Source organism: Citrobacter amalonaticus (assembly GCF_001559075.2).
GTDB classification, from domain to species: Bacteria; Pseudomonadota; Gammaproteobacteria; order Enterobacterales; family Enterobacteriaceae; genus Citrobacter_A; species Citrobacter_A amalonaticus_F.
In genome coordinates this window covers 4,701,295-4,726,550 of sequence record NZ_CP014015.2, presented here as the reverse complement: position 1 = coordinate 4,726,550, position 25,256 = coordinate 4,701,295, and the positions used below count along the sequence as shown (strand labels likewise).

The following is a 25,256-nucleotide window of genomic DNA, read 5'->3' as shown; positions in this document are numbered from 1 at the left end:
GTTTAAAAATATCTTAAATAATGCTGTATATAGATACAGTATTTATGAGGTGCGCCATGTTTGCGCTATGCGATGTGAATTCATTTTATGCGTCCTGTGAGACGGTGTTTCGGCCCGATCTGAAAGGCAAACCGGTTGTTGTGCTGTCGAATAACGATGGCTGTGTGATTTCCCGCAGTCCCGAAGCGAAACCGTGGGTGGTCATGGGGGCGCCCTATTTCAAGCAAAAAGAGGCGTTCCGGCGTCATGGGGTGGCGTGTTTCAGTTCGAATTATGAACTCTACGGCGACATGAGCCATCGGGTCATGTCGACGCTCGAAGCGCTATCACCACGCGTTGAAATTTACAGTATCGACGAGGCCTTTTGCGATCTGACGGGAGTCAGAAACTGTCGGGATCTCACGGATTTTGGCAAAGAGATCCGCGACACGGTCTTAAAGCGGACACATCTGACGCTCGGCGTGGGGATTGCACAGACAAAAACGCTGGCCAAACTGGCTAACCACGCGGCGAAGAAGTGGCCGCAGCAGACGGGTGGCGTCGTGGATCTGTCGAATCTCGAACGGCAGCGAAAACTGATGGCGGCCCTGCCGGTTGATGAGGTGTGGGGCGTTGGTCGTCGTATCAGTAAAAAGCTGACCGCGATGGGCATAGAAACGGTACTCGATCTGGCGGATACGCACATCGCGGTGATACGTAAGCACTTCAATGTCGTACTGGAAAGAACCGTGCGGGAGTTGCGCGGTGAACCTTGCCTGGCGCTTGAGGAGTTTGCGCCCGCGAAGCAGGAGATCGTTTTCAGTCGCTCATTTGGCGAACGCATTACGGAATACGAACAGATGCGCCAGGCGATTTGTGCTTACGCGACCCGCGCGGCGGAGAAACTCCGGAGTGAGCACCAGTATTGCCGGTTCATTTCGACATTTGTGAAAACGTCGCCGTTTGTGCCGAATGAAACCTGGTACGGCAATAGCGCGTCGGTGAAACTGCTGACACCGACACAGGACAGCCGGGATATCATTAGCGCCGCCACGCGATGCCTGGACGCTATCTGGAAAGAGGGACATCGTTATCAGAAGGCCGGGGTCATGCTCGGTGATTTTTTCAGTCAGGGCGTGGCGCAACTCAATCTGTTCGATGATAACTCACCGCGCCCCGGCAGCGAGAAGTTGATGGAAGTTCTGGATACGCTCAATGCCAGACAGGGCAGAGGAACGCTGTACTTTGTCGGGCAGGGTATTCAGCCACCATGGCAGTTGAGACGGCAGATGCTTTCTCCACGCTACACCACGCGTTTTTCCGATCTGCTGGTGGTCAGGTGATCGTCGCAACAGGTATGAATAACCGGGAGGCAGAAAACACGGCCTCCCTTCACACAATCTGATGCTACATGGGGAAAGTCAACGTGAGTCCCACGCCCGTTTCTTTGAGATCCACATAACGAGACAGATGGATTTTTGCGGTAAGATCGGTGCAATGGCTCGGATAAAGCGTAGTAGCCGACACTGCGCTGAGATATTTCCCGGTTTCCGAAAGTAATGATTCATCGGCATTAAGGAGATGAAAACCGCCTATAACGGAAGCGATTTTCGACTCTCCCGTGACTGATTTTGCGTGCTCGATAATATTACAAATCCCGGCATGGGAGCACCCGGTGACAATCACCAGTCCATCCTTTGTCTTAATTACCATTGCACTATCGTCCATCACGTAATCAGCCGTTAACTCACCATCATGATTATGTGTATGGCCTACCGGATTTTGCGCTTCAAAATGGTTAAGGCGGGGGATTTGTCCTAAAAAAGTGATGTCTTCGGATAATTTCAGGGGTTGCGTGGAACTGACGATATTAAAGAAGTAATCGAAACAAAGGGCATTATGGTTCATCCCAATGGGTTTTGACGCATAAAATTTAGGCGTAAAGGCGGCGGGGTGGGCAATGATATCGACCTTCTTTGCCGGAGGTGATGGAAGTCTGTCGTAATGCTGGAATAAATGGTTTAACCCCCAGGTGTGATCGTTATGTCCATGTGATAATACAATTTTATCAATGTGCGTAAGATCGATACCCAGGATCTGTGCATTTTTTAAAAAAATATCAGAATAGCCAACATCAAAAAGAAGTTTTAAGCCTGAGCATTCAATGAAATAGCAAACGCCAGGTTCTCCGGTCAAATACCTGTCAATGTAAGTATTGTTATCTACCAGTATGGTTAATTTCATCACTCCGCATCCCATTCAGATTCAATATGTCGATTGACGCCATTATCGAACCTTTTGATTTTCTGAAGCAAATCATAACCGCGATCTCTGTCACATAAGCGAGGAGCGGAAACCGCAGACGTCAAAACAAGGGGTAGTCGCACAGTGCAATGTGGTGTATAAACGAATCATACAAAAAGTATGAATTAATACATAGTGTATTAAATGTGGAACACAGGAGAGTCGCACATGCACCCGGATATCACACTGAACGCAACGTCCCATGGGCTTCCTCCCGCCGGGCACTATTCGGCGAGCGTGACAGCAGGGGGATTTGTTTTTATCTCAGGGCAACTGCCAATCACCCGGAACGGTGAGAAAAAGGCGGGGGCGTCTTTTGAGGAACAGACCCGACACGTTCTGGAAAATGTCGATGCCTGTCTGAAAGGGGCCGGTGTATCCCGTCAGCATCTGGTTTCCGTACGTGTCTATGTGACAGATATCAACCAATGGCCGACGTTTAATGAAATTTACGCCGAATGGATTGGCGATTTCCGCCCATCTCGTGTCGTTGCTGGGGTGGCAGAACTGCATTATGGTTCTGCCTTAGAAGTAGAAGCTATCGCGCTGGCGCAATAAGCCCGACGCTTAACGCTATACAGGTGAAAAAAATGACTGAGACTACACGTCCGGAATATGCTGATGTTGCCGCCGCCGCCGAGCGTATTGAAGGATACGCAAACAAAACGCCGGTGATGACCTCCCGGACTGTCAATGCGGAATTTGGCGCTGACGTTTTCTTTAAATGTGAAAACCTCCAGCGTATGGGGGCCTTTAAGTTTCGTGGGGCGATGAATGCGTTACGCCAGTTTACGCCGGAACAACGAGCGGCTGGCGTGGTGACATTTTCTTCCGGAAACCATGCCCAGGCGATAGCGTTGTCAGCAAAATTGCTGGGTATTCCGGCGACAATCATCATGCCTCATGATGCGCCAGCCGCAAAAGTGGCGGCGACCAAAGGGTATGGTGGCAATGTCGTCATGTACGATCGCTATACGGAAGATCGTGAACAGATTGGCCGTGAACTGGCTGAGAAACACGGATTGACGCTCATTCCTCCGTACGATCATCCCCATGTTATTGCCGGTCAGGGCACCGCAACCAAAGAGTTGATTGAGGAGGTCGGCCCACTGGATGTGCTTTTTGTCTGTCTGGGAGGTGGTGGTTTGCTTTCAGGTTCAGCACTGGCAGCCCGGCAACTCTCCCCGGATTGCATTATTTATGGTGTAGAGCCTGAAGCCGGTAACGACGGACAGCAGTCTTTTCGAAGCGGTAAAATCGTTCACATCGATACGCCAAAAACGATTGCTGATGGTGCACAGACGCAACATCTGGGGCACTATACGTTCCCTCTGATTCAAAAATACGTTAATGATATTCTGACCGTTTCAGACGATGAACTCATTGCCTCGATGAGGTTTATGGCTGAGCGCATGAAAATCGTCGCAGAACCCACTGGCTGTCTTGGCTTTGCGGCGGCAAGGGCGAGAAAAGCAGAACTCTGCGGGAAAAAAGTCGGCATTATCATCAGCGGCGGCAATGTGGATATCGCGCGTTACGGTGAGTTTCTGGCCGGGAAATCCGTCTCGTGAGGCTGTAAACAAATAGCAATAATGACAACGGGCATCACTGTGGGAGACCGGCATGCCAAAAAACGACGAGAATTCGCTTCTCAGCCAACTTGACACTATCGCGAAGGGATTAAGCGAAACGTTTTCTCCTTTTTGCGAAGTGGTTGTTCATGACCTCAAGGATCCTGAGCATGCAATTATGTCGATACATAATAATTTATCCGGGCGTGAGGCGGGACAACCGGCTACAGAACTCGGGCTGGCAAGGATTGCGTCTCCGGATTTTCCTGAAATTATTGCGAACTACGGCAATCAGTTTGCTGATGGCCGTCCGGTAAAAAGTACGTCTATTGGCATTAAGGATGAAGAGGGCAACTACGTCGCCGCATTATGCCTTAATGTCGATATGACGCTTTTTCGGGGGATGCAGAGCGCGCTGGCGCGTTTTACCGAAACAGAGAGTTCACCGGTGCGCGAACATCTTGACCCCGGGAGTACTGAAGTCATTCGCCAGCGAATCGATGATTTCGCCGCGAAACGCGCCACCACGGCACGCGCGCTTAAAACGGAAGACAGAAAGGTTCTGATCCAACAGTTACGAAAAGAGGGATTGCTGAATGTGCGTAAATCCATGGATACGGTGGCGCAGCATTTAGGGGTATCACGGGCGACAGCCTACCTCTATGCGCGTCAGTCCGGGTGAATCCGCCGGTGTATATATCATCTCTTATATATTGCCCTGCCTGAATAATGAGCAAACGAACGGTAATAATAACAGAAAGTCATCCACACCTATTGCAGGGGTAATTTGAGTTATGTATTATGCCGCCCGGTTCTGGTAATGAGTAGATTCTCAATCAGAAATAAAGACCGGCAGACCGCCATTAGCTCATCTGGAAGAGCGAACGACTTTTGTTGTAGGGAACGGGGTTCGAGGCCTCGATGGCGGCCCAAATTTGAAGGCCCAGACGTTTGTCTGGGCCTTTTTGCTTTCTTCGCTTACCCGCCGGGCTCAAAGTCCTTCCGTCACAATTTTTGCTGCGGCGGCCAGAATATCTTTACGCCCTTTGGCATCCTGCTGTGGCTGTGTAAAGTAGGTGACGAGGATCAGCGGCGCACGATCTTCGGGCCAGATCACCGCGATATCATTGGTTGTGCCATAATCACCGCCTCCAGTTTTATCGCCAACCACCCAGCTTTCCGGGAGTCCGGCACGAATGCTCTGGCCGCCGGTCGTATTGCCTTTCAACCATTCGACAAGCTGTGCACGCTGTGCGCCAGCCAGCGCATCGCCCAGCGTCAGTTTGTGCAGGCTTTTCGCCATCGCCAGCGGCGACGTGGTGTCGCGCTCATCGCCAGGGATGGCAGTGTTCAGTTCGGGTTCTTTCCGGTCCAGACGAAACGTGGTGTCGCCAATTGAGCGGGCAAAGGCCGTGACGCTACGGGTACCGCCCAGATGCTCAAGTAATTTATTCATTGCCGTATTATCGCTGTATTGCAGAGCGGCAGCGCTTAGCTCCGCTAATGTCATCTCTTTATCGACATATTTTTCCGTTACCGGATTCCAGTTCGTCAGATCGGCTTTTTTGATGACCATTTTCTGCTGCAAAATATCGTGCTGAGTTTCACTCTGTTTTAATACCGCGGCAGCGACCATCGTCTTACTGGTGCTGCACATCGCAAAGCGCTCATCACCGCGATAAAGGATTTGCGAACGATCGGCGGTATTAATCAGCGCAACGCCCAGTCGGCCACCTGATTGTTTTTCTAATGCTGCCAGCTTTTGTTGGACCTGTGCGGGATCTCCGAGCGTGCGAGCCAAAAGCGGTGAACTGGCAGTAAAGAAAGCGAGCGCGGCGGCAATAAGTACCGTCTGATGACCTCGTTTTTTAAACATAAATAACATCCTTGATAATCAGTAAATTGATCAATGCACGCGCTTTATTTTTTCCGTTCAAACAGACAAAAGAAGAAAGAGAATTAAAGGCGCATGATGTGTCTGCGATGCCAGAACTATCCGCTCTCCGCGCTTGCTTAACAAGCGAGAAGAATTTACCCTGGGATAAAGAAAATCTTATGAGTCTTTATTATGCGCTCTAATCTTCCGCTTAATGCACTACGGGCCTTTGAGGCTTCGGCTCGCCATTTGAGTTTTACTCGTGCGGCACTGGAACTTTGTGTCACGCAGGCCGCCGTCAGTCAGCAGGTACGTATCCTGGAAGATCGCCTGAACAGGGTGCTATTTAAACGTCTGCCCAGAGGTCTGGAGATGACGGATGAGGCACAGGCACTGTTTGCCGTCCTGACCGACGCCTTTGGCCAAATCGACACCATTTTTCGTCAGTTTGAGGGCGGGGAGTATCGTGAAGTGCTCACGGTCGCGGCGGTCGGCACCTTTGCCGTTGGCTGGTTACTGCCGCGCATTGAACAATTCCGACAGGCGCATCCGTTCGTTGAGTTACGTCTGCGCACAAATAACAACGTCGTGAATCTGGCGGCTGAGGGGCTGGATTTTGCCATCCGCTTTGGCAATGGCCTGTGGCCCGCCACCCATAACGACATGCTGTGCGAGGCTCCGCTGACTGTCCTGTGCACGCCAGAAACTGCCCAACGGCTCAGGCGGCCAGCCGATCTCTTGCAAGAGAATCTTCTGCGTTCATATCGGGTAGATGAGTGGGATAACTGGTTTGCTGCGGCAGGCGTGACGGCAGAGCGGATCAATGGTGCCGTTTTTGACTCCTCACGTCTGATGGTTGAAACGGTTATCCATACCGGCGGTGCGGCACTGGTTCCGGCAATGATGTTTGCCAGAGAACTGGCGGCCGGACAACTCGTTCGCCCCTTTGATATTGAGATCCGAATGGGCGGGTACTGGCTCACCCATCTGAAGTCGAAACCGATGACGCCCGCGATGGAAATCTTCCGCGACTGGATCGTGAAAATGGCATAAACGGGAGCCTGCTGGCTCCCGTTTGCGGCTCAGCGAACCACCAGCACCGGACAGTGCGCGTGACGTACAACGGCGGCGGCGGTAGAACCTAACAGATACGTTGAAATACCGGGCTGGTGTGACGCGATGATCACCAGGTCAGCACTGACGGTATCCGCCAGCTTCAGGATCTGATCCTTCGGGGGGCCGTATACCACATGCGTCTGTACCCGTCCTTCAGGGATATCGAATTGCTTCACAATCTCGTCGAGTTTTTGTAATGCCTTCGTCTGCAGTCCATTTTTATCCGGGAGTTCGCCAGAGTAGGCGAGCCCCAGGGATGCATAAAAGGGGACTGAGGGAATGACTGACAGAAAATGGACTTTTGCCGTTTTGGCGTGGATTTTGACCTGAGGAATAAGTTGCCGGGTGAGATCGGCTTCTGAGATATCAATGGGCACCAGAACAGAACGATACATAGTCATTACCTCCTGTTTTTTGTCTCCGGTTTTAGTATATCGAATCTGGTTTTTGCATAAAAAGTGACCAGATCAAGTTTCCTTCATTTACGCGCAACGGTGTTGAATAAATTGTATTGTTATAATATAACATTGCATCTTATTCATCTGATTGAGGGTACGACGTTGGCGATTCATTGGAAAAAATTATCTGTCTCTCTGGGAATGTTATGGTTTAGCAGTTATGCCTTTGCCCACGGCGATCACGCGCATGGTGTGCCGTTGACGGAGATGGAACAGAAAGCGGCGGAAGGCGAATTTGCGGATAGTAATGTTAAGGACAGGGCGCTTACCGACTGGGATGGCATGTGGCAATCCGTTTATCCTTATCTGGTCAGCGGTGAGCTGGATCCGGTTTTTAAACAGAAAGCGGCGAAGGGTAAGGGGAAAACGGCGGAAGAGGTGAAAGCCTATTACCGGAAAGGCTATGCGACGGAAGTCGATACCATTGGTATCGAGAATGGCGTGATGGAGTTTCATATCGGCAAGCAGGTGGCCTCCTGTCAGTATGACTATGCCGGGTACAAGATCCTGACCTACACCTCGGGTAAAAAAGGGGTGCGTTATCTGTTTGAATGCAAAGACGCAAACAGTAAAGCGCCGAAGTTTGTGCAGTTCAGCGATCATATTATTGCACCGCGGGCGTCGAGCCACTTCCATATTTTTATGGGTAATACCTCACAGCAGGCGCTACTGGAAGAGATGGATAACTGGCCAACCTACTATCCTTATCAACTCAAGGCGCAGGCCGTAGTGGATGAAATGCTGCACCACTAAATTCAGGCTTAGCCCGCTGCTTGTCGGCGGGCTTCCTGTCGCGCTAAGGTGACACCAGGCAGAAATGACATGATGACGGTGAGGCGATGACATTGAGGATTCCGGATACCCTTCGGGAACAACTGGAAAAGGCGAAAGCCATCATTGAACGGATCCTTGGAGAGGATCTGTTGGCTATTCACCTGTACGGATCTGCCGTTGAGGGTGGGTTAAAACCTCACAGCGATATTGATTTGCTGGTCACCATGCGTGTACCGCTGACGACGGCACAGCGAGAGGCGCTGATGCAGGAACTCCTGTCGGTGTCAGCCTGGCCTGGCACGTCGACGCTCTGGCGGGCGCTGGAGGTGACGGTTGTGGTGCAGACCGATGTGGTGCCATGGCGTTTTCCTCCCCGACGGGAAATGCAGTTTGGCGAGTGGTTGCGCGAGGATATTCAGGCGGGGAAATATGAACCCGCACAGCAGGATAGCGATCTGGCGATTTTATTGACGCAGGCGCGTAGTGCCAGCATTGCCTTAACTGGCGAGCGTGCGGATTTGCTTTTTGAGCCAGTGCCGGAAAACGACATTCGGGAGACGTTCCGTCAGACGTTGACGCTCTGGCAGGACAATAGTGATTTGCAAGGCGACGAGCGCAATATCGTGCTGACCCTGGCGCGCATCTGGTACAGCGTGGCGACAGGCGGTTTTACCGCGAAAGACAGCGCGGCAGACTGGTTAATGCCTTATCTCCCGGACGAACACGCTTCTCTACTTGCGACCGCGCGGCTCGACTATCTGGGACAGGAAAGCGTTGACTGGGCAGAGGTTATGCCCGCCGTCTCCCGCTTTGTCTGCTATGCAAAAGCGAAAATAGCCGGGCAGTTATCGCTCGTTGATAAGTGATGCCATATTTCAGACATCGTGATTGCCGCCACAGAAGAATGGCAAATAATAAAAAAGGCAGATCGCTCTGCCTTTTTTACCAGGAATTATCTGAGTAGAGCGTTTATTTCAACTCTTCAGCTTCCGGCAATGTAACGTTAAGTTCGAGAATGGAAATATCGCCGTCCTTTTGTTCAAGCTGAACGGTGACCATTTCCGGATCAATTTGTACATACTTACAAATGACCTCAAGAATATCTTTACGCAACTGCGGTAAATAATGCGGCTCGGCGTCACTACGACGACGCTCGGCAACGATAATCTGCAATCGCTCTTTCGCGATGTTCGCTGTACTCTTTTTCCGCGAGAGAAAAAAATCCAGTAATGCCATAACTTATCCTCCGAACAGGCGTTTGAGGAAACCTTTCTTCTCTTCGTCAATGAAGCGGAAAGGACGTTCTTCTCCCAACAGACGGTCTACCGTATCGGCATACGCTTTACCTGCGTCTGCATTGATGTCCAGAATGACCGGTTCGCCCTGGTTAGAGGCGCGCAGAACAGACTGATCTTCCGGGATAACTCCGACGAGTTTAATGCGCAGGATCTCCAGCACATCTTCCATACTGAGCATGTCGCCACGGTTAACACGACCCGGGTTGTAGCGCGTCAACAGCAGATGTTCTTTAATCGGATCTTCACCGTTTTCGGCGCGGCGAGATTTAGACGCCAGAATGCCCAAGATACGGTCAGAGTCGCGTACCGAGGAGACTTCCGGGTTGGTGGTGATAATCGCTTCGTCAGCGAAATAGAGCGCCATCAGCGCGCCGGTTTCAATCCCCGCCGGGGAGTCGCAAACGATAAACTCGAAATCCATCGCTTTCAGATCGTCGAGAACTTTTGCAACGCCTTCACGCGTTAATGCGTCTTTATCGCGCGTCTGAGAGGCCGGAAGAATAAAGAGATTCTCAGTGCGCTTGTCCTTGATGAGCGCCTGATTGAGCGAAGCATCGCCCTGAATGACGTTGACGAAATCATAAACAACCCGACGCTCACACCCCATGATCAGATCGAGGTTACGCAGGCCGATATCAAAATCAATAACGACAGTTTTCTTTCCCTTCTGGGCCAAACCAGTAGCGATGGCCGCGCTGGAGGTGGTTTTGCCAACGCCCCCTTTACCCGAAGTAACTACAATAATGCGTGCCATAGAAATTCCTTGTTAAAAAGGGATCAATTCAACGGTTGAACTGTCAAAGCGTTATCTGCCAACTGCAGACGTGCCGCTTTGCCATAAAATTCTGCTGGGATTTTATCACTCAGCCAGTAAACACCTGCGATAGACACCAGTTCTGCCGTCAGATGGGTACAGAAAATTTGCGCATCCCGGTCGCCACTTGCCCCTGCCAGCGCGCGACCTCTCATCATGCCATAGACATGAATATTGCCATCGGCGATCAGCTCAGCGCCAGCACTGACGTGACTTGTAACAATCAGATCACATTGTGGTGCATAAATGCGTTGACCGGAACGAACGGGTATATCAATAAATCGCGTTTTTGTGACGGGAGTAGCGTTTTGCACTACAGCGGCGGGAGTAACGGGTTCTGCCGGGGCGGAACGCGCCACTTTCTCTTTACCTTCAGTGAGTAAAGGAAGGCCCATTTGGTCGATTTCGGCTTTGAGCCGGGCATCTTTACAACCGCTGACGCCAACAATACGCAATCCCGTCGACGCCACAACCTTCTGCAACTGCGGCCAGTTTATCGGCGCGTCAAGGCTACTGACATTCACTACCACAGGAGCATGTTTTAAAAAAGCCGGAGCCTGAGCGATTTTGTCTTCTAACGCCTGACGAATAACCTCGGGTTCTGCTTCATGTAAATGAACCACTGATAAGGTGAAGCTACTGCCTTTAAGTTCGATGGGCGTGTTTGACATCCTGGCCTTACTCAATTTGCTATTTATCATCCCCGATGTGGAGTGATATTCCGAAGTCCAGAAGGCATGTTATAGTCACTATTATATTGAGGCAAGTCGCCATCCGTTTAATTCAGAGTAAAATGTATGTTTTGTGTGATCTACAGAAGTGCTAAGCGTGACCAGACCTATTTGTATGTCGAAAAAAAAGACGATTTCTCACGTGTGCCTGAAGAACTGATGAAAGGATTTGGTCAACCACAGCTGGCAATGATATTGCCGTTAGACGGTAGCAAAAAGTTAGTCAATGCCTCGCTGGATAAAGTAAAACAAGCCTTAACGGAGCAGGGATATTATTTACAGCTGCCTCCGCCGCCCGAAGATTTATTGAAGCAACATCGTTTCAACGCCTCACAAAACAATCCAGAAACCGATAAATAAACGGTACCCGGCGTCATGCCTGTCGGTGCCATTCCTGAAGTCAACGATGACAAATTAGGGGAAAATGAATGTATCAACATCATAACTGGCAGGGTGCGCTGCTTGACTACCCGGTAAGCAAAGTGGTGTGCGTCGGGAGCAACTACGCGAATCACATCAAGGAAATGGGCAGCGTCACGCCGGATGAGCCGGTGCTGTTTATCAAGCCGGAAACCGCCCTGTGCGATTTGCGCCAGCCGTTGGTCATTCCAACGGATATGGGCTCGGTGCACCATGAAGTCGAACTGGCGGTATTAATCGGCGCAACGCTGCGTCAGGCGACCGAAGAGCATGTGCGTAAGGCGATTGCCGGATATGGCGTAGCGCTCGATCTGACGTTACGTGATATTCAGGGCAAAATGAAGAAGGCCGGGCAGCCCTGGGAGAAGGCAAAAGGGTTCGATAATTCATGCCCGCTGTCCGGGTTCATTCCGGTTGCGGAATTTAATGGCGATCCGCAGGCGACGCCGCTGGGTCTGACGGTCAATGGCGAGGTTCGCCAGCAGGGGTCGACGGCGGATATGATCCACAAAATCGTCCCCTTAATCGCCTATATGAGCAAATTCTTTACTCTCAAAGCGGGTGACGTCGTGCTGACCGGCACCCCGGAAGGCGTCGGGCCGCTCGCCAGCGGCGACGAGCTGGTGGTCAATTTTAACGGTCACTCCCTGACGACCCGCGTCCTGTAACGCCTGCTTGCCGCCTTTTTAGGCGGCAAAACTTGCATCAACGTGCCAGACTGGTTATAAGGTGCAGCTTTATAGCAATGGCGGATACCCTGATGAGCGATTTACCTTTCTGGCAACGTAAAACCCTGGATGAAATGACCGATGCCGAATGGGAATCGTTATGTGACGGCTGCGGTCAGTGCTGCCTGCATAAGCTGATGGATGAGGATACCGACGAGATCTATTTCACCAACGTCGCCTGCCGCCAGCTCAACATCAAAACCTGCCAGTGTCGCAATTACGAACGTCGGTTCGAGTACGAGCCTGACTGTATCAAGCTAACGCGTGATAATCTGCCCACCTTTGAATGGTTGCCAATGACCTGTGCCTATCGTCTGCTGGCGGAAGGGAAAGGATTGCCGGAATGGCACCCGCTGCTGACGGGGTCGAAAGCGGCAATGCACGGCGAGCGAATTTCGGTACGTCACATTGCGGTAAGAGAGTCAGAAGTGCATGACTGGCAGGACCATATCTTAAACAAACCGTCATGGGCGGACTAAGCCGCCCGGTCTGATTTCAGGCGTTACGCTTTTTTCGCCTGATACATTTCATCGCCCTGATGTTCGTCAGCAACCCAAAAGTTGATGTTGAACTGGGCGTCATCGCTGAGTTCCACACGATGCCAGTACTGCGGCGGGCTGGTGGCGAACTGACCGGCGTTAATCACGACTTTGACTTCAGGCTCTTTGGCCTCTTCGTTAGCGAATCCGTAATAGGTTACCGTACCTTCCATCACACAAAGCTGACCGAAAACGCCTGCGGCGGTGTTGTGGTGGGAAAGCAGTGCTGCGGGAACATTATCTTTGGTGAAGAACGGGGTGGAGCGTTTGATTTTCCAGTTTGCCGGGATACGTAGGTGGGACATAGGACATCTCCTTGCCTGGCTCTATAAGATGTATTAAATATACACCTTATAGAGCTGCGTCAGCAATAACGTTAAGGCAAAAAAAACGCTCCCGGCTGGGAGCGTCTGAGATTAACGACCGAACAGATCGCGTCTTTTCGGTTTAAGCGGCTGGACAAGCAGGACCACAACCGCGATGACCAGATAGGCCGCAAAAATGCCCAGTAACCATTGCGGCATTTCCAGCGATAAAAATTCCCATTGGCGCTCAGCGCAATCCCCGGAGGCGACAAACACCTGTGGTAACCATTTACCCAGCGGCAACCAGTCGGGAAAGCGAGCCACGAAGTCACAGGTCATGAACGGAGAAGGGTGCAACTGGATCATGGTGTGTTCCCAGGCCAACTGCACACCGCGCCAGGCACTGTAGATCCAGATAATCAGCGCCACATAGCGCAACGGTGTTTTAGGCGCAATCGCGCCGACCAGTCCTGCACCCATGATGCCAAACAGTGCGCAGCGCTCATAGATGCACAGCACACACGGCTTAAGCAGCATAACATGCTGAAACCACAGCGCGACCAGTTCAAGCGCCAGGGCAGTAAAAGCCATCAATAACCAGGCGCCCCGACCCCGTGAGCACTGGTTTAAATATCGCAACATAATAATTTCCCTGCAACATGCGTAGACACGGCAGTGTAAACCAATTCGATTACCGCGCCACCAGGAGAAACTTAAATATTGTGTAATCGGATAAATATCATGCAAAAAGGCAAACCGGGCAGTGAAATGCCCGGTAAGTTGTTATGAAAGTGTAGCTAACCAGCCGGTTTGCGTCATCCACTCGGTCATTGGGGTCAGGGTAAACTCGACGCACAGCAGACCGACCAGCGTCAGCACGAGGGTATACGGCAGCGCCATCCAGACCATCCGACCATAAGAGAGGCGAATCAGCGGCGCCAGCGCAGAGGTGAGCAGGAACAGGAATGCCGCCTGACCGTTTGGCGTTGCCACGGACGGCAGGTTCGTCCCGGTGTTGATCGCCACCGCGAGCAGTTCGTACTGTTGCAGAGAGATAGCGCCGCTTTCCATGGCCGCTTTGGCTTCGTTAATGTAGATCGTACCAACGAAGACATTATCGGAGATCGACGAGAGCAGGCCGTTGAAGAGATAGAACAGCGTCAGTTGCGCGTGCTCAGAGGCCTGCAACACATACTGGATAATCGGCGAGAAGAGGTGCTGGTCGATGATCACCGCCACAATCGAGAAAAAGACCGTCAGCAGCGCGGTGAAAGGCAGGGACTCGGTGAACGCCTTGCCAATGGCATGCTCATCGGTCACGCCGGTCAGCGAGGTGGCGAAGATAATGACGGACAGGCCGATCAGTCCCACTTCCGCGAGATGCAGCGCCAGGGCGATAACCAGCCAGACGCCGATAATGGCCTGAACGATCAGCTTTAATCGGTCCTGACGATTACGCTGCTGGCGGCTTTGATCGTCAAACTGTTGTAATACGTCACGTACTTTTTCCGGCAGCGTTTCGCCATAGCCAAACCAGCGCAGTTTCTCAACCAATACGCAGGTGAGCAGGCCGCAAATCAGTACCGGAACGGTAACTGGCGACATTCGCAGGAAGAAGTCGCCAAAATGCCAGCCAGCGGCTTTGGCGATAATCAGGTTCTGCGGTTCGCCCACCATCGTCATCACGCCGCCCAACGCGGTTCCCACCCCGGCATGCATCATCAGGCTGCGCAGGAAGCCACGGAACTGTTCGAGTACCGCTTTGTAGTGCTGATCGATATGGCTGTCATCAAGAATGTCATGATCATCACTACGGGAAGAGGCCACGCGGTGATAGATACCATAGAACCCGACGGCGACGCTGATCACGACCGCGACTACGGTCAGTGCGTCAAGGAAGGCGGAAAGGAAGGCCGCCGCGATACAAAATGCGAGTGACAGCAGCGTTTTGGAGCGAATGCTCAGCAGCAGGCGGGTAAAAATAAACAGCAGCAGGTGCTTCATAAAATAGATGCCCGCGACCATGAACATCAGCAGCAGTAAAACTTCCAGATTGTTTGCCACTTCTTCGCGAACATGCGCGGCGCTGGTCATCCCAATCATAACCGCTTCAATGGCCAACAAACCGCCCGGCAGCAGTGGATAACACTTCAGCGCCATCGCCAGCGTGAAGATGAATTCCGCCACCAGCAACCAGCCCGCAACAAACGGGTTGATGATGAAAATCAGTGGATTAACTATCAGGAAGGTCAGTAGTGCAAGCTTGTACCAGTCTGGCGACTGGCCTAAAAAGTTGCGCCAGAGCGCGCGGCCCCATGAGAGTTCCATTATGGTTTCCCTTACCTTATTTATTGAAATGATGTTTTTATGGTTAGCGACAAAGAGTAACGGTCAGTCTGAATGCAGGCAAGCCTTTAACCCCTGACAGCCAGCGTTATCAAGAAAATGAAGCCTTGATCCACTTTTTCTTCGTTGTGTCTGCTATCGGGCATGTAACCCGTCTGGTATGATGAGTGTAACTATGTTTTGCTGTGTAATGGAAATCTCACTATGGTCATTAAGGCGCAGAGCCCGGCGGGTTTCGCGGAAGAGTACATCATTGAAAGTATCTGGAATAACCGCTTCCCTCCTGGCACTATCTTGCCTGCAGAACGAGAACTCTCCGAACTGATCGGGGTGACACGTACCACTTTACGTGAAGTGCTGCAGCGTCTGGCGCGAGACGGTTGGTTGACCATTCAGCATGGCAAACCGACGAAGGTGAATAATTTCTGGGAAACCTCCGGACTGAATATTCTTGAAACGCTGGCGCGTCTCGATCACGAAAGCGTCCCGCAGTTGATCGACAATCTGCTGTCGGTCCGGACCAACATCTCCACCATTTTCATTCGCACCGCGTTTCGTCAGCACCCTGACAAAGCGCAGGCAGTGCTGGCGACCGCACAGGAAGTGGCCGATCACGCCGATGCGTTTGCCGATCTCGATTACAACATTTTCCGCGGTCTGGCATTTGCCTCCGGCAACCCGATTTATGGCCTGATCCTGAACGGCATGAAAGGGTTGTATACCCGCATTGGTCGTCACTATTTTGCCAATCCGGAAGCGCGCAGCCTGGCGCTGGGTTTCTACCATAAGCTGTCGCAGCTGTGCCTGCAGGGCGCGCACGATCAGGTGTACGAAACGGTGCGTCGTTACGGTCATGACAGCGGCGAGATCTGGCACCGGATGCAGAAAAACCTGCCTGGCGATTTAGCCATTCAGGGCCGCTAAAAACGAACCCCCTCGCGATGAGGGGGTTTTTGTTTTACAGGCTGTTCATTCTGGGGGGACAGCGCTCCAGCAGCTCCACACTTCCGTCCTCGTTTTGCTGTTCCAGCATCACATCAAATCCCCACAGCCGATGCACATGCTTAAGCACCTCTTTGCGGCCTTTATCCAGCGGCGCGCGATTATGCGGAATATAGCGCAGGGTAAGGGAGCGATCGCCCCGCAGATCCACGTTCCAGACCTGAATATTCGGCTCTACGTTGCTCAGATTATATTGCGACGAGAGGCGGTTGCGGATTTCGCGGTAGCCCTCTTCGTTATGAATGGCAGAGATCTCCAGATAGTTATGCCGGTCGTCATCCAGCACCGTAAAGAGGCGAAAATCGCGCATCACTTTCGGTGACAGGAACTGGCTGATGAAGCTCTCATCTTTGAAATCGCGCATGGCAAAATGCAGCGTTTCCAGCCAGTCGGAACCGGCGATATCCGGGAACCAGTACTTATCTTCTTCCGTCGGCGACTGGCAGATGCGTTTGATGTCCTGGAACATGGCGAAACCCAGCGCGTAAGGGTTTATGCCACTGTACCACGGGCTGTTATAAGGCGGCTGGAACACCACATTGGTATGGCTGTGTAAAAACTCCAGCATAAAACGTTCGGTGACTTTCCCTTCGTCATACAGGTGGTTCAGAATCGTGTAATGCCAGAACGTGGCCCAGCCCTCGTTCATCACCTGGGTCTGCTTTTGCGGATAAAAATACTGACTGACTTTGCGCACGATGCGCAGGATCTCGCGCTGCCATGACTCCAGCAGCGGGGCATTTTTTTCCATAAAGTAGAGCAGATTCTCCTGCGGCTCTGAGGGATAGCGCCGCGCTTCGGCAATCGTCTTCTCTTCTTCTTTCTTCGGCAGGGTACGCCACAGCATGTTCACCTGGCTTTGCAGATACTCTTCACGACTTTGCTGGCGGGCCTTCTCCTCCTGGAGGGAGATTTTCTGCGGGCGTTTATAGCGATCAACGCCGTAGTTCATCAGCGCGTGGCAGGAGTCGAGCAATCGCTCAACCTCGTCCACGCCGTATCGCTCTTCGCACTGGGTGATGTAATTACGCGCGAAGATCAGGTAATCGACAATGGAACTGGCATCGGTCCAGCTGCGGAACAGATAGTTATTTTTAAAGAAGGAGTTATGTCCGTAACAGGCGTGAGCCATCACCAGCGCCTGCATGGTGATGGTGTTCTCCTCCATCAGGTATGCGATACACGGGTTGGAGTTGATCACAATCTCATAGGCCAGCCCTTGCTGACCGTGCTTATACAGTCGTTCGGTCTCGATGAATTTTTTGCCAAACGACCAGTGAGGATAATTAATCGGCATCCCGACGCTGGAGTAAGCATCCATCATCTGCTCGGAGGTGATGACTTCAATCTGGTGCGGGTAGGTGTCCAATCTGTAGAGTTTCGCCACCCGGTCTATCTCTGCCAGATAGACATCCAGCAGATCAAACGTCCAGTCGGGTCCATCGCTCAAGCGTGTGGTGTCCTTGTTCATGGAATCAATCGTAGCCATTCGCGCACCCTCATTGTTGGCGGCACTCTCTGTGTGGAGCACCTCATTTCAAGCATAGAACACCCGGTTAAAAACCGTGTCAGTGAAGAAATATTTTCTTTGCGATTTCCGCTGGTCGACTCGCCAGATTACGGGGTGGCCGCAATATTTTATGCTGGATAAAAATAACCCACAGCAGGAGATACCAAAGCAGAGAGTTCACTGTTCTGCCTGCTATATGTGAGATGTGTCACCATAAAAAAGCCATATGTTGAATAATATTTTCATCTGGGTTATCAAGATGTAATTAGATGATTGTTCTTTTACTGTTACTGTTAACGGAGTGGCTATGCGAGTTGTCATACTGGGAAGTGGCGTCGTTGGCGTGACCAGCGCCTGGTATCTGAGTCAGGCTGGACATGATGTCACCGTCATCGATCGTGAACCGGGCCCGGCGCTGGAAACCAGCGCGGCGAACGCGGGGCAGATCTCTCCGGGCTATGCCGCGCCCTGGGCTGCGCCGGGTGTACCGCTGAAGGCAATCAAGTGGATGTTCCAGCGCCATGCGCCGCTGGCCGTTCGTCTGGACGGCACACAGTTCCAGTTGAAGTGGATGTGGCAGATGCTGCGCAACTGCGACACCAGCCACTACATGGAAAACAAAGGGCGGATGGTGCGTCTGGCGGAATACAGCCGTGACTGCCTGAAAGCGCTACGTGCGTCGACCGGCATCCAGTATGAAGGGCGGCAGGGCGGGACGCTGCAACTGTTCCGTACCGCGCAGCAGTATGAGAACGCAACGCGCGACATCGCCGTGCTGGAAGATGCCGGTGTACCGTATCAGTTGCTGGAAGCCAGCCGACTGGCGGAAGTCGAGCCGGCGCTGGCTGAAGTGGCGCACAAACTGACCGGAGGCTTGCGTCTGCCGAATGACGAAACCGGCGACTGCCAGCTCTTTACCCAGCGTCTGGCGCAGATGGCCGAACAGGCGGGCGTCAAATTCCGCTTCAACACGCCGGTGGATAAACTGCTTTGTGAAGGCGAGCAGATTTACGGCGTGAAATGTGGTGATGAGATCGTTAAAGCCGATGCGTACGTCATGGCGATGGGGTCCTACTCCACGGCGATGCTGAAAGGGATTGTCGATATTCCGGTCTATCCGCTGAAAGGCTATTCGCTGACGATTCCGGTGGCGGAAGAGGACGGCGCGCCGGTTTCGACTATTCTTGATGAAACCTACAAAATCGCCATTACCCGTTTTGACCAGCGCATCCGCGTGGGTGGCATGGCGGAAATTGTCGGTTTCAATACCGAACTACTCCAGCCGCGTCGGGAAACGCTTGAGATGGTGGTGCGCGATCTCTACCCGCGCGGTGGGCATGTTGAACAGGCGACATTCTGGACCGGTCTGCGGCCGATGACGCCGGACGGTACGCCAGTCGTGGGACGTACCCGCTTCAAAAATCTGTTATTAAATACCGGACACGGTACGCTGGGATGGACGATGGCCTGTGGTTCAGGGCAGTTACTGAGCGATATTCTGTCAGGTCGCACGCCTGCCATTCCGTATGACGATTTGAGCGTGGCGCGCTACCACGCAGGCTTTACGCCTTCACGTCCCCAACATCTGCACGGCGCACATAACTAAGAAGGACGCGAGATGACCCGCCCTATACTGGCCAGCCTTGACCTGCAGGCGATGAAACAAAACCTGAGCATTGTGCGTCAGGCCGCACCGGACGCTCGCGTCTGGTCAGTGGTGAAAGCCAATGCTTATGGACACGGCATAGAACGTATCTGGAGTGCGCTGGGCAACACCGACGGTTTTGCCCTTTTGAATCTGGAAGAAGCGGTCACCTTGCGTGAGCGCGGCTGGAAAGGGCCGATCCTGATGCTGGAAGGTTTTTTCCACGCCGACGATTTGGAACGGTACGATACCTGGCGTCTGACCACCTGCGTTCACAGCAACTGGCAACTGAAAGCGATCCAGAATGCGAAGCTGAAAGCGCCGCTGGATGTTTATGTAAAGGTTAACAGCGGCATGAACCGTCTGGGATTTCAGCCGGAACGGCTGCAAACCGTCTGGCAGCAGCTGCGGGCGATGCCGAACGTCAGTGAAATGACGCTGATGTCGCACTTTGCCGACGCTGAGCACCCTGACGGGATCCACAATGCAATGGCGCGCATTGAGCAGGCAGCGGAAGGGCTGGATTGCCGCCGTTCGCTGTCAAACTCCGCGGCCACGCTGTGGCATCCCGATGCACATTTTGACTGGGTACGCCCGGGCATTATTCTCTATGGTGCTTCGCCGTCAGGTCAGTGGCGCGATATCGCCAATACCGGACTGAAGCCGGTGATGACGCTGAACAGTGAAATCATTGGCGTGCAGACGCTGAAAGCCGGGGATCGTGTCGGTTATGGCGGACGGTATACTGCCAGAGGCGAACAGCGCATTGGCATTGTGGCGGCGGGGTACGCGGATGGCTATCCGCGCCATGCGCCGAGCGGAACGCCGGTGCTGGTGGACGGTGTCCGGACCACGACGGTGGGAACGGTGTCAATGGATATGCTGGCGGTGGATTTGACGCCATGCCCACAGGCGGGCATTGGAACACCGGTGGAGCTGTGGGGTAAGGAGATCAAAATTGACGACGTGGCGAAATCAGCGGGAACGGTGGGCTATGAGCTAATGTGTTCGCTGGCGCTGCGCGTTCCTGTTGTGACGGTGTAACTTCTATCGAGTTGCCTGATGGCGCTGTGCTTATCAGGCCTGGTGAGTCAGTGTATTTTGTAGGCCGGGTAAGGCGCAGCCGTCACCCGGCAAAAAACATCGACGTTACTCATCCTCATCTTCAGCCACGCGAACACCAACCTTCAGCACCGCATTATCTTCCTTCTCGGCCACGGTCCAGATCATGCCAGCAAATTCAACCTGGTCTCCGACAACCGGAGCGGCCCCCAACAGTTGCTGAACAATTTCGCCCAGCGTTTGCTGCTTATCGCGGTACTCCGTTCCGTCATCCAGACCATAAATCAGCGCCACGTCGGCATACTTGGCGCTGGCTTCCAGAATAAAGTCGCCGAAGAAGCGTTGATCCAGCGCCACCGGCGGTGACTGACTGAACAGTTTACCCAGCGCCGGGAGATCGCGTTCACGCCCGATGACGCACAGCACATCGCCTTCACGCAGACGGGTGCTGCCGGTGGGATGAAACAGCACATTGTCACGAAACAGTGCCGCTATGCGCGTTTCCTGAGGCATATGCAGATCGCGCAGCGCCGCGCCGACACACCATTTATCGGCGCTGAGCTGATAGACAAACTGCTCCCACGGATTGTCCGGATGAATATCCAGACCGACGCGTGAGACTGGCCAACCGACCGGTGGAACCACCACCCTGGCCTTTTTCGCCGCCCAGGAGAGCGAGGTACCCTGGAAGACCAGTGATACCAGCACCACGAAGAAGGCGACGTTAAAGAACAGACGGGCATTTTCCAGACCCGCCATCATCGGAAAGACGGCAAGAATGATCGGTACCGCGCCGCGCAGTCCCACCCAGCTAATAAACACGCGTTCACGCAGATTAAAACCGCGGAACGGCAGCAGTCCGACAAAGACGGAGAGCGGTCGGGCGATGAAAATCATCCCGGCGGAAAGGATCAGCGCTGGAACAGCAATCGGCAACAGGTCAGAAGGATTCACCAGCAGCCCGAGCACCAGGAACATGCCGATCTGCGCCAGCCAGGCCAGACCATCGAAGTTTTGCAGAATGCCAAAACGGTTACGAATCGGGCGATTACCCAGCAAGAAGCCGCACAGATAGACCGCCAGGATCCCGCTGCCTTCCAGCGCCGTGGTCAGGGCAAACACCAGAATCCCGCCGCTCAGGGCTAATAGCGGGTAGAGTCCGGCGGGCAGGGAGATACGATTAATCATCTGCTGTAGCAGATAGCCGCCGCCCAGCCCAAGCAGGATGCCCAGACCAAACTGCTGAATAATGTGGACCGCGAACATCCAGCTCAAGCCGGTTTCGTGCTGCTGAATCATCTCGATCAGCGTAATGGTCAGAAATACCGCCATCGGGTCATTACTGCCGGATTCAATTTCCAGCGTCGCGCCGACACGCTCATTCAGCCCTTTGCCGCCAAGCAGGGAAAAAACCGCCGCCGCATCCGTTGAACCGACAATGGCGCCAATCAACAGCCCCTGAATCAGATCGAGATTAAACAGCCAGGCGGCGATCATACCGGTTAACCCGGAGGTGATCAGGACGCCAACGGTCGCCAGAGAAAGGGCCGGGCCCAGCGCGACGCGAAACGAACTGGCCTGCGTTCGCATCCCGCCATCAAGCAGAATAATCGCCAACGCAAGGTTACTGACCATATAGGCAAAGGGATAATTATCGAACGGGATACCGCCGACGCCATCGACGCCCGCCAGCATGCCAATTGCCAGGAAGATAACCAGAATCGGAATGCCAAGGCGTGATGAAAATGAACTGAGTAAGATACTGCTGGTAACGAGGACGGACCCCAAAATGAAAAGACTGATTATTGCCGCGGCGTCCAACGTTCGGTTACTCCTCAATTAGCCATTTTTTTCAGCATTGACATTACCATATTAACGGCTGCAACCGGGCGTTACTTAGCCCTGCAACCGTTTTTTTTTATGATTTCAGAAAGGGATGACCCGAGATCGTCAGTTGCGTGCCGTTTTGACTGTTTTGCAACACGGCACGCGCGCCTAACGCCAGCGTAACGGTTCGCGGCTCATGACCAAAATCGAGCCCGGTGATCAGGGGAACAGAGAGGCGTTCACGTAAAAACGCATACACTGTGCTGAGATCGTAACCGGCATCGTAATCATTCGGGGCGCTGCCGCTAAAACTGCCCAGCACAATAGCGCTCTGGCGATTTAAAATACCGGCGTTAAGCATTTGCAACAGCATGCGCTCAACGCGAAAAGGGTGCTCATTAATGTCTTCCAGCACCAGAATGCCGCTTTCAATTTTGGGCATCCATGGGGTGCCGATGAGCGAAATCAGCATCGCCAGATTACCGCCCCACAGCGTTCCTTCCGTGTGACAGGCCGGACCATCGCCTTGCCATTCCACTGTGTACTGCGCCTGACGTAATGCCTGCCAGAAATGGGTCTGCGTGAAAGCGTTCAGCTCCGGCGCGCCAACGTTCGCCGCCAGCATCGGGCCACTGAAAGTGATGACATTGCCCAGCGCCAGCAGACCGCACTGGATCGCCGTAAAATCACTGTGTCCGCAAATGAGCAGCGGATCCCGCTGTTGCCGGGCCGCAAGGGCCTGCCAGTCGATGTGCTCCAGTAGACGGCTCGCCCCATAGCCGCCGCGCACCGGCATGACGATGGTGTCCGGCGCGGTGAGATGCGCAAGGCCGTTCACGTCCGCCAGACGCTCCGAATCCGTACCCGCAAAGCGTTGATGGCGACGACTGACCACCGCCGTATTATCGACCTGATGCCCGGCCTCCTTAAGGCGCTGGATACCAAGCAAAGCCGCGTGCTGATTGATGCAATAGCCCGAGGGGGCAATTAAGTGAAACCGGGACATGGCAATTCCTTGCTACAACAGAAACCAAATGTATATCATGCCGCCTATAGTAGAACGTTTTGCCGGAGGGTGCTTTGCTAATCCGGTTTATAACGGTGGTTTTAGTAACGAAGCGTTCCGGCGATAAGGACAGGAGACGTGAAATTGAGATGGTTTGCTTTTTTTATTGTGTTGCTTGCAGGCTGTAGTTCAAAACAAGATTATAAAAATCCTCCGTGGAACGCGGAAGTGCCGGTGAAACGTGCCATGCAATGGATGCCGATCAGCGAAAAAGCCGGTGCGGCGTGGGGCGTTAGCCCACAATTGATTACGGCGATTATCGCCATTGAGTCAGGCGGGAATCCCAATGCGGTCAGTAAATCGAATGCGATAGGGCTGATGCAGCTGAAAGCGTCAACCTCCGGGCGTGATGTTTATCGCCGGATGGGCTGGAGTGGCGAGCCTTCGACCAGTGAACTGAAAAACCCGGAACGGAATATCTCAATGGGCGCTGCCTACCTGAGTATTCTGGAGACCGGCCCGCTCGCCGGCATTGAGGATCCGCAGGTGATGCAGTACGCGCTGGTGGTCTCCTATGCCAACGGCGCAGGCGCGCTGCTACGCACGTTCTCCTCCGACCGGAAAAAGGCAATTAACAAAATCAACGATCTCAGCGCCGATGAGTTCGTTGAACACGTTGCGGATAACCATCCTGCGCCCCAGGCGCCGCGCTACATCTATAAATTGCAGCGCGCGCTGGATGCGATGTAATTAGTCGCGCACTTTATTTGATTTCTCGCGCGCCTCACGCTCAAGGGAAAAGATAATCCGCTGAAGTTCCCGCTCCACCGCCGGGCCGACGTTGAGAAAACGAAAGCTCAGGCGGGGAGTGGAAATGGTCTCGTTTTTCCCGTCAATCACTTTGCGTTCGGTTACAGAGATGAGTTGCGCGTCAAAGTGAAACATCCCCCATTCCCCCATATCCAATGCAATCTGCGAAAAACGCATCCCTTCGGCGAGACCTGACGGTTTCGGGCCTTCCAGCAGCGCGCCCATTCCGCCGAGGGAAAGATCGTACAGACGAAAACGTAGGGTGCTGTTATCCGGCATCTGCGCCGTACAACCGTAGGGAGGATGGAGCGGCGCGCAGATGCGGAAGTATTCCCGTCGTTGCACAAACCACAGCGCTGGAGGGAGCGGGGTGATAAAGGCCGGAAGCTGCTGATACTCACCGCTCTGCAACTGCTCAAGGGTAAACTCGACCTTTGCGCCCTGGGTTTCGGCGGTAAAGGTAATATTGCGCGCTTTTTGCACGGCGAGGTTTTCTTTATGCTGACTGCCAAAGTCCATCACCAGTCTTTCGGCCGAGACGTCAAGGATCTTGCTGATAAATTGTCCGCCGGACCAGGAGACGCGCAACGGCACCTGGTTGCTGTTTAAGTCGCGAAGAACCCCCAACACCGCCAACGGATTTTGCTTCAGGAACTGCTCATTGTAATGACTCACGCGGAATGACTCCTGGATGCCTGACAGTCTATCGAACGGTTATCGGCAAGACGCAGGGGAACTTAATACAAACGCGTGATTTTTTTACCAAAGACAAATAATTCAGTCTCGCGGAAACAACGAGGATCAAGGGGTTGCCTATACTTAACGGACAAGCGCAAGAATCTGTTGCGTGTGGTTTCCCTGAAAAGAGGGTCTGAACATGGGAATTATTGCCTGGATTGTATTTGGTTTGATTGCCGGTGTTATCGCCAAATTGATCATGCCGGGACGTGACGGCGGCGGATTCATCCTGACCTGTATTCTCGGTATCGTTGGTGCCGTAGTGGGCGGATGGCTGGCGACCATGTTTGGTATTGGCGGCACGATCAGTGGCTTTAACCTCCACAGTTTCCTGGTCGCTGTGGTGGGTGCCATTGTGGTGCTGGTGGTATTCCGGCTTGTACGCCGCGATTAACAA

The 25,256-nt window shown here is 53.1% G+C and carries 27 protein-coding genes, 1 tRNA gene and 2 pseudogenes; 17 read left to right on the top strand and 13 right to left on the bottom strand.

What is annotated here, in order from left to right:
• The first annotated feature begins 56 nt into the window (after nt 1-56).
• Nucleotides 57-1,322 carry a Y-family DNA polymerase gene (locus tag AL479_RS22800; RefSeq protein ID WP_061077772.1) on the top strand — a complete coding sequence of 422 codons (1,266 nt, stop codon included), beginning with the start codon at nt 57-59 and terminating at the stop codon, nt 1,320-1,322.
• A gap of 64 nt (nt 1,323-1,386) precedes the next feature.
• Here the strand turns inward: AL479_RS22800 and AL479_RS22795 are convergent, their stop codons facing one another.
• Complete coding sequence (locus AL479_RS22795) at nt 1,387-2,223, bottom strand: MBL fold metallo-hydrolase (protein ID WP_061077771.1); 837 nt, start codon at nt 2,221-2,223, stop codon at nt 1,387-1,389.
• A gap of 228 nt (nt 2,224-2,451) precedes the next feature.
• Between AL479_RS22795 and AL479_RS22790 the strand changes: the two genes are divergently transcribed.
• The 4 genes from AL479_RS22790 (at nt 2,452) to AL479_RS22775 (ending at nt 4,786) form a co-directional block, all read left to right on the top strand.
• A complete protein-coding gene (locus AL479_RS22790; protein WP_061077770.1) occupies nt 2,452-2,841 on the top strand; it encodes a RidA family protein in 390 nt (129 codons plus the stop codon).
• A 32-nt stretch (nt 2,842-2,873) separates the two neighbouring features.
• Nucleotides 2,874-3,854, top strand: a complete 981-nt coding sequence (locus AL479_RS22785; RefSeq protein WP_061077769.1) for a threo-3-hydroxy-L-aspartate ammonia-lyase — start codon at nt 2,874-2,876, stop codon at nt 3,852-3,854.
• Nucleotides 3,855-3,906: 52 nt separating this feature from the next.
• The gene (locus AL479_RS22780) at nt 3,907-4,536 is read left to right on the top strand and encodes a helix-turn-helix transcriptional regulator (protein ID WP_061077768.1); all 630 of its coding nucleotides are present in this window, start codon (nt 3,907-3,909) and stop codon (nt 4,534-4,536) included.
• A 175-nt stretch (nt 4,537-4,711) separates the two neighbouring features.
• Nucleotides 4,712-4,786, top strand: a tRNA-OTHER gene (locus tag AL479_RS22775).
• 59 nt (nt 4,787-4,845) lie between these two features.
• Here AL479_RS22775 and cdiA read toward each other — a convergent pair.
• A complete protein-coding gene (cdiA, locus tag AL479_RS22770) occupies nt 4,846-5,730 on the bottom strand; it encodes a CdiA family class A beta-lactamase (protein ID WP_061077767.1) in 885 nt (294 codons plus the stop codon).
• Nucleotides 5,731-5,922: 192 nt separating this feature from the next.
• Between cdiA and sedR the strand changes: the two genes are divergently transcribed.
• Nucleotides 5,923-6,783, top strand: a complete 861-nt coding sequence (sedR, locus tag AL479_RS22765) for a beta-lactamase transcriptional regulator SedR (RefSeq protein WP_061077766.1) — start codon at nt 5,923-5,925, stop codon at nt 6,781-6,783.
• Between the two features lie 29 nt (nt 6,784-6,812).
• Here the strand turns inward: sedR and uspF are convergent, their stop codons facing one another.
• Nucleotides 6,813-7,241, bottom strand: coding sequence for a universal stress protein UspF (gene uspF / locus AL479_RS22760; protein WP_061077765.1), 429 nt, complete (start codon nt 7,239-7,241; stop codon nt 6,813-6,815).
• A 204-nt stretch (nt 7,242-7,445) separates the two neighbouring features.
• Here uspF and zinT point away from each other — a divergent pair, with 204 nt between their 5' ends.
• Nucleotides 7,446-8,057 carry a metal-binding protein ZinT gene (gene zinT / locus AL479_RS22755; RefSeq protein WP_236847474.1) on the top strand — a complete coding sequence of 204 codons (612 nt, stop codon included), beginning with the start codon at nt 7,446-7,448 and terminating at the stop codon, nt 8,055-8,057.
• Nucleotides 8,058-8,143: 86 nt separating this feature from the next.
• Entirely contained in the window at nt 8,144-8,944 is an 801-nt protein-coding gene (locus tag AL479_RS22750) for an aminoglycoside adenylyltransferase family protein (RefSeq protein ID WP_061077763.1), read from the top strand.
• Nucleotides 8,945-9,047: 103 nt separating this feature from the next.
• Here the strand turns inward: AL479_RS22750 and minE are convergent, their stop codons facing one another.
• Genes minE through minC form a run of 3 tightly spaced genes read right to left on the bottom strand, consistent with a single transcriptional unit; the run spans nt 9,048 to nt 10,861 of the window.
• Nucleotides 9,048-9,314 (bottom strand): cell division topological specificity factor MinE, encoded by a 267-nt coding sequence (gene minE, locus AL479_RS22745; protein WP_043000436.1) that lies wholly within the window; start codon nt 9,312-9,314, stop codon nt 9,048-9,050.
• Nucleotides 9,315-9,317: 3 nt separating this feature from the next.
• Nucleotides 9,318-10,130 (bottom strand): septum site-determining protein MinD, encoded by an 813-nt coding sequence (gene minD / locus AL479_RS22740; RefSeq protein ID WP_043000437.1) that lies wholly within the window; start codon nt 10,128-10,130, stop codon nt 9,318-9,320.
• 23 nt (nt 10,131-10,153) lie between these two features.
• Nucleotides 10,154-10,861 (bottom strand): septum site-determining protein MinC, encoded by a 708-nt coding sequence (gene minC, locus AL479_RS22735; RefSeq protein WP_061077762.1) that lies wholly within the window; start codon nt 10,859-10,861, stop codon nt 10,154-10,156.
• A 126-nt stretch (nt 10,862-10,987) separates the two neighbouring features.
• Between minC and AL479_RS22730 the strand changes: the two genes are divergently transcribed.
• From AL479_RS22730 to AL479_RS22720, 3 genes are all read left to right on the top strand, one after another.
• Nucleotides 10,988-11,281 (top strand): YcgL domain-containing protein, encoded by a 294-nt coding sequence (locus AL479_RS22730; protein ID WP_043000439.1) that lies wholly within the window; start codon nt 10,988-10,990, stop codon nt 11,279-11,281.
• A gap of 68 nt (nt 11,282-11,349) precedes the next feature.
• Nucleotides 11,350-12,009, top strand: coding sequence for a fumarylacetoacetate hydrolase family protein (locus AL479_RS22725; protein ID WP_105291802.1), 660 nt, complete (start codon nt 11,350-11,352; stop codon nt 12,007-12,009).
• Between the two features lie 92 nt (nt 12,010-12,101).
• Nucleotides 12,102-12,548: a YcgN family cysteine cluster protein gene (locus AL479_RS22720; protein ID WP_042318693.1), complete on the top strand. Its 447-nt coding sequence runs from the start codon at nt 12,102-12,104 to the stop codon at nt 12,546-12,548.
• 23 nt (nt 12,549-12,571) lie between these two features.
• Here the strand turns inward: AL479_RS22720 and AL479_RS22715 are convergent, their stop codons facing one another.
• The 3 genes from AL479_RS22715 to nhaB all read right to left on the bottom strand — a co-directional run bounded on the left by AL479_RS22715 (nt 12,572) and on the right by nhaB (nt 15,241).
• Nucleotides 12,572-12,913: a DUF1971 domain-containing protein gene (locus tag AL479_RS22715; RefSeq protein ID WP_061077761.1), complete on the bottom strand. Its 342-nt coding sequence runs from the start codon at nt 12,911-12,913 to the stop codon at nt 12,572-12,574.
• 111 nt (nt 12,914-13,024) lie between these two features.
• Nucleotides 13,025-13,555, bottom strand: coding sequence for a disulfide bond formation protein DsbB (gene dsbB / locus AL479_RS22710; protein ID WP_061077760.1), 531 nt, complete (start codon nt 13,553-13,555; stop codon nt 13,025-13,027).
• A 141-nt stretch (nt 13,556-13,696) separates the two neighbouring features.
• Nucleotides 13,697-15,241: a Na(+)/H(+) antiporter NhaB gene (gene nhaB / locus AL479_RS22705; RefSeq protein WP_061077759.1), complete on the bottom strand. Its 1,545-nt coding sequence runs from the start codon at nt 15,239-15,241 to the stop codon at nt 13,697-13,699.
• Between the two features lie 222 nt (nt 15,242-15,463).
• On the opposite strand from nhaB, the gene fadR reads away from it, so the two are divergent.
• Nucleotides 15,464-16,183, top strand: a complete 720-nt coding sequence (gene fadR, locus AL479_RS22700) for a fatty acid metabolism transcriptional regulator FadR (protein WP_061077758.1) — start codon at nt 15,464-15,466, stop codon at nt 16,181-16,183.
• Nucleotides 16,184-16,217: 34 nt separating this feature from the next.
• Here fadR and AL479_RS22695 read toward each other — a convergent pair whose 3' ends face one another.
• A complete protein-coding gene (locus tag AL479_RS22695; RefSeq protein ID WP_061077757.1) occupies nt 16,218-17,750 on the bottom strand; it encodes a SpoVR family protein in 1,533 nt (510 codons plus the stop codon).
• Between the two features lie 328 nt (nt 17,751-18,078).
• On the opposite strand from AL479_RS22695, the gene AL479_RS22690 reads away from it, so the two are divergent.
• The 3 genes and pseudogenes from AL479_RS22690 to AL479_RS24275 all read left to right on the top strand — a co-directional run.
• A complete protein-coding gene (locus tag AL479_RS22690; RefSeq protein ID WP_044257663.1) occupies nt 18,079-19,377 on the top strand; it encodes a D-amino acid dehydrogenase in 1,299 nt (432 codons plus the stop codon).
• Nucleotides 19,378-19,389: 12 nt separating this feature from the next.
• Nucleotides 19,390-20,460, top strand: coding sequence for a catabolic alanine racemase DadX (dadX, locus tag AL479_RS22685; protein ID WP_061077756.1), 1,071 nt, complete (start codon nt 19,390-19,392; stop codon nt 20,458-20,460).
• A gap of 111 nt (nt 20,461-20,571) precedes the next feature.
• A pseudogene (locus tag AL479_RS24275) lies at nt 20,572-20,631 on the top strand (hypothetical protein); the annotation flags it as partial.
• Here AL479_RS24275 and AL479_RS22680 read toward each other — a convergent pair.
• Nucleotides 20,632-22,266 (bottom strand): annotated as a pseudogene (locus AL479_RS22680) (potassium/proton antiporter); the annotation flags it as partial.
• A gap of 130 nt (nt 22,267-22,396) precedes the next feature.
• Nucleotides 22,397-23,311, bottom strand: coding sequence for a muramoyltetrapeptide carboxypeptidase (gene ldcA / locus AL479_RS22675; protein ID WP_061077754.1), 915 nt, complete (start codon nt 23,309-23,311; stop codon nt 22,397-22,399).
• A gap of 138 nt (nt 23,312-23,449) precedes the next feature.
• On the opposite strand from ldcA, the gene emtA reads away from it, so the two are divergent.
• Nucleotides 23,450-24,061, top strand: coding sequence for a membrane-bound lytic murein transglycosylase EmtA (gene emtA / locus AL479_RS22670; protein WP_061077753.1), 612 nt, complete (start codon nt 23,450-23,452; stop codon nt 24,059-24,061).
• Here emtA and ycgR read toward each other — a convergent pair whose 3' ends face one another.
• Nucleotides 24,062-24,796 carry a flagellar brake protein YcgR gene (gene ycgR / locus AL479_RS22665; RefSeq protein WP_061077752.1) on the bottom strand — a complete coding sequence of 245 codons (735 nt, stop codon included), beginning with the start codon at nt 24,794-24,796 and terminating at the stop codon, nt 24,062-24,064.
• Nucleotides 24,797-24,998: 202 nt separating this feature from the next.
• Between ycgR and AL479_RS22660 the strand changes: the two genes are divergently transcribed.
• Nucleotides 24,999-25,253 (top strand): GlsB/YeaQ/YmgE family stress response membrane protein, encoded by a 255-nt coding sequence (locus tag AL479_RS22660; RefSeq protein ID WP_061077751.1) that lies wholly within the window; start codon nt 24,999-25,001, stop codon nt 25,251-25,253.
• Nucleotides 25,254-25,256 lie beyond the last annotated feature (3 nt).

Bases quoted from the DNA above. Each gene is read 5' to 3' on its own strand.
- AL479_RS22800 (WP_061077772.1), top strand. From the start codon at position 57: ATGTTTGCGCTATGCGATGTGAATTCATTTTATGCGTCCTGTGAGACG.
- AL479_RS22795 (WP_061077771.1), bottom strand. From the start codon at position 2,223: ATGAAATTAACCATACTGGTAGATAACAATACTTACATTGACAGGTAT.
- AL479_RS22790 (WP_061077770.1), top strand. From the start codon at position 2,452: ATGCACCCGGATATCACACTGAACGCAACGTCCCATGGGCTTCCTCCC.
- AL479_RS22785 (WP_061077769.1), top strand. From the start codon at position 2,874: ATGACTGAGACTACACGTCCGGAATATGCTGATGTTGCCGCCGCCGCC.
- AL479_RS22780 (WP_061077768.1), top strand. From the start codon at position 3,907: ATGCCAAAAAACGACGAGAATTCGCTTCTCAGCCAACTTGACACTATC.
- cdiA (WP_061077767.1), bottom strand. From the start codon at position 5,730: ATGTTTAAAAAACGAGGTCATCAGACGGTACTTATTGCCGCCGCGCTC.
- sedR (WP_061077766.1), top strand. From the start codon at position 5,923: ATGCGCTCTAATCTTCCGCTTAATGCACTACGGGCCTTTGAGGCTTCG.
- uspF (WP_061077765.1), bottom strand. From the start codon at position 7,241: ATGTATCGTTCTGTTCTGGTGCCCATTGATATCTCAGAAGCCGATCTC.
- zinT (WP_236847474.1), top strand. From the start codon at position 7,446: ATGTTATGGTTTAGCAGTTATGCCTTTGCCCACGGCGATCACGCGCAT.
- AL479_RS22750 (WP_061077763.1), top strand. From the start codon at position 8,144: ATGACATTGAGGATTCCGGATACCCTTCGGGAACAACTGGAAAAGGCG.
- minE (WP_043000436.1), bottom strand. From the start codon at position 9,314: ATGGCATTACTGGATTTTTTTCTCTCGCGGAAAAAGAGTACAGCGAAC.
- minD (WP_043000437.1), bottom strand. From the start codon at position 10,130: ATGGCACGCATTATTGTAGTTACTTCGGGTAAAGGGGGCGTTGGCAAA.
- minC (WP_061077762.1), bottom strand. From the start codon at position 10,861: ATGTCAAACACGCCCATCGAACTTAAAGGCAGTAGCTTCACCTTATCA.
- AL479_RS22730 (WP_043000439.1), top strand. From the start codon at position 10,988: ATGTTTTGTGTGATCTACAGAAGTGCTAAGCGTGACCAGACCTATTTG.
- AL479_RS22725 (WP_105291802.1), top strand. From the start codon at position 11,350: ATGTATCAACATCATAACTGGCAGGGTGCGCTGCTTGACTACCCGGTA.
- AL479_RS22720 (WP_042318693.1), top strand. From the start codon at position 12,102: ATGAGCGATTTACCTTTCTGGCAACGTAAAACCCTGGATGAAATGACC.
- AL479_RS22715 (WP_061077761.1), bottom strand. From the start codon at position 12,913: ATGTCCCACCTACGTATCCCGGCAAACTGGAAAATCAAACGCTCCACC.
- dsbB (WP_061077760.1), bottom strand. From the start codon at position 13,555: ATGTTGCGATATTTAAACCAGTGCTCACGGGGTCGGGGCGCCTGGTTA.
- nhaB (WP_061077759.1), bottom strand. From the start codon at position 15,241: ATGGAACTCTCATGGGGCCGCGCGCTCTGGCGCAACTTTTTAGGCCAG.
- fadR (WP_061077758.1), top strand. From the start codon at position 15,464: ATGGTCATTAAGGCGCAGAGCCCGGCGGGTTTCGCGGAAGAGTACATC.
- AL479_RS22695 (WP_061077757.1), bottom strand. From the start codon at position 17,750: ATGGCTACGATTGATTCCATGAACAAGGACACCACACGCTTGAGCGAT.
- AL479_RS22690 (WP_044257663.1), top strand. From the start codon at position 18,079: ATGCGAGTTGTCATACTGGGAAGTGGCGTCGTTGGCGTGACCAGCGCC.
- dadX (WP_061077756.1), top strand. From the start codon at position 19,390: ATGACCCGCCCTATACTGGCCAGCCTTGACCTGCAGGCGATGAAACAA.
- ldcA (WP_061077754.1), bottom strand. From the start codon at position 23,311: ATGTCCCGGTTTCACTTAATTGCCCCCTCGGGCTATTGCATCAATCAG.
- AL479_RS22660 (WP_061077751.1), top strand. From the start codon at position 24,999: ATGGGAATTATTGCCTGGATTGTATTTGGTTTGATTGCCGGTGTTATC.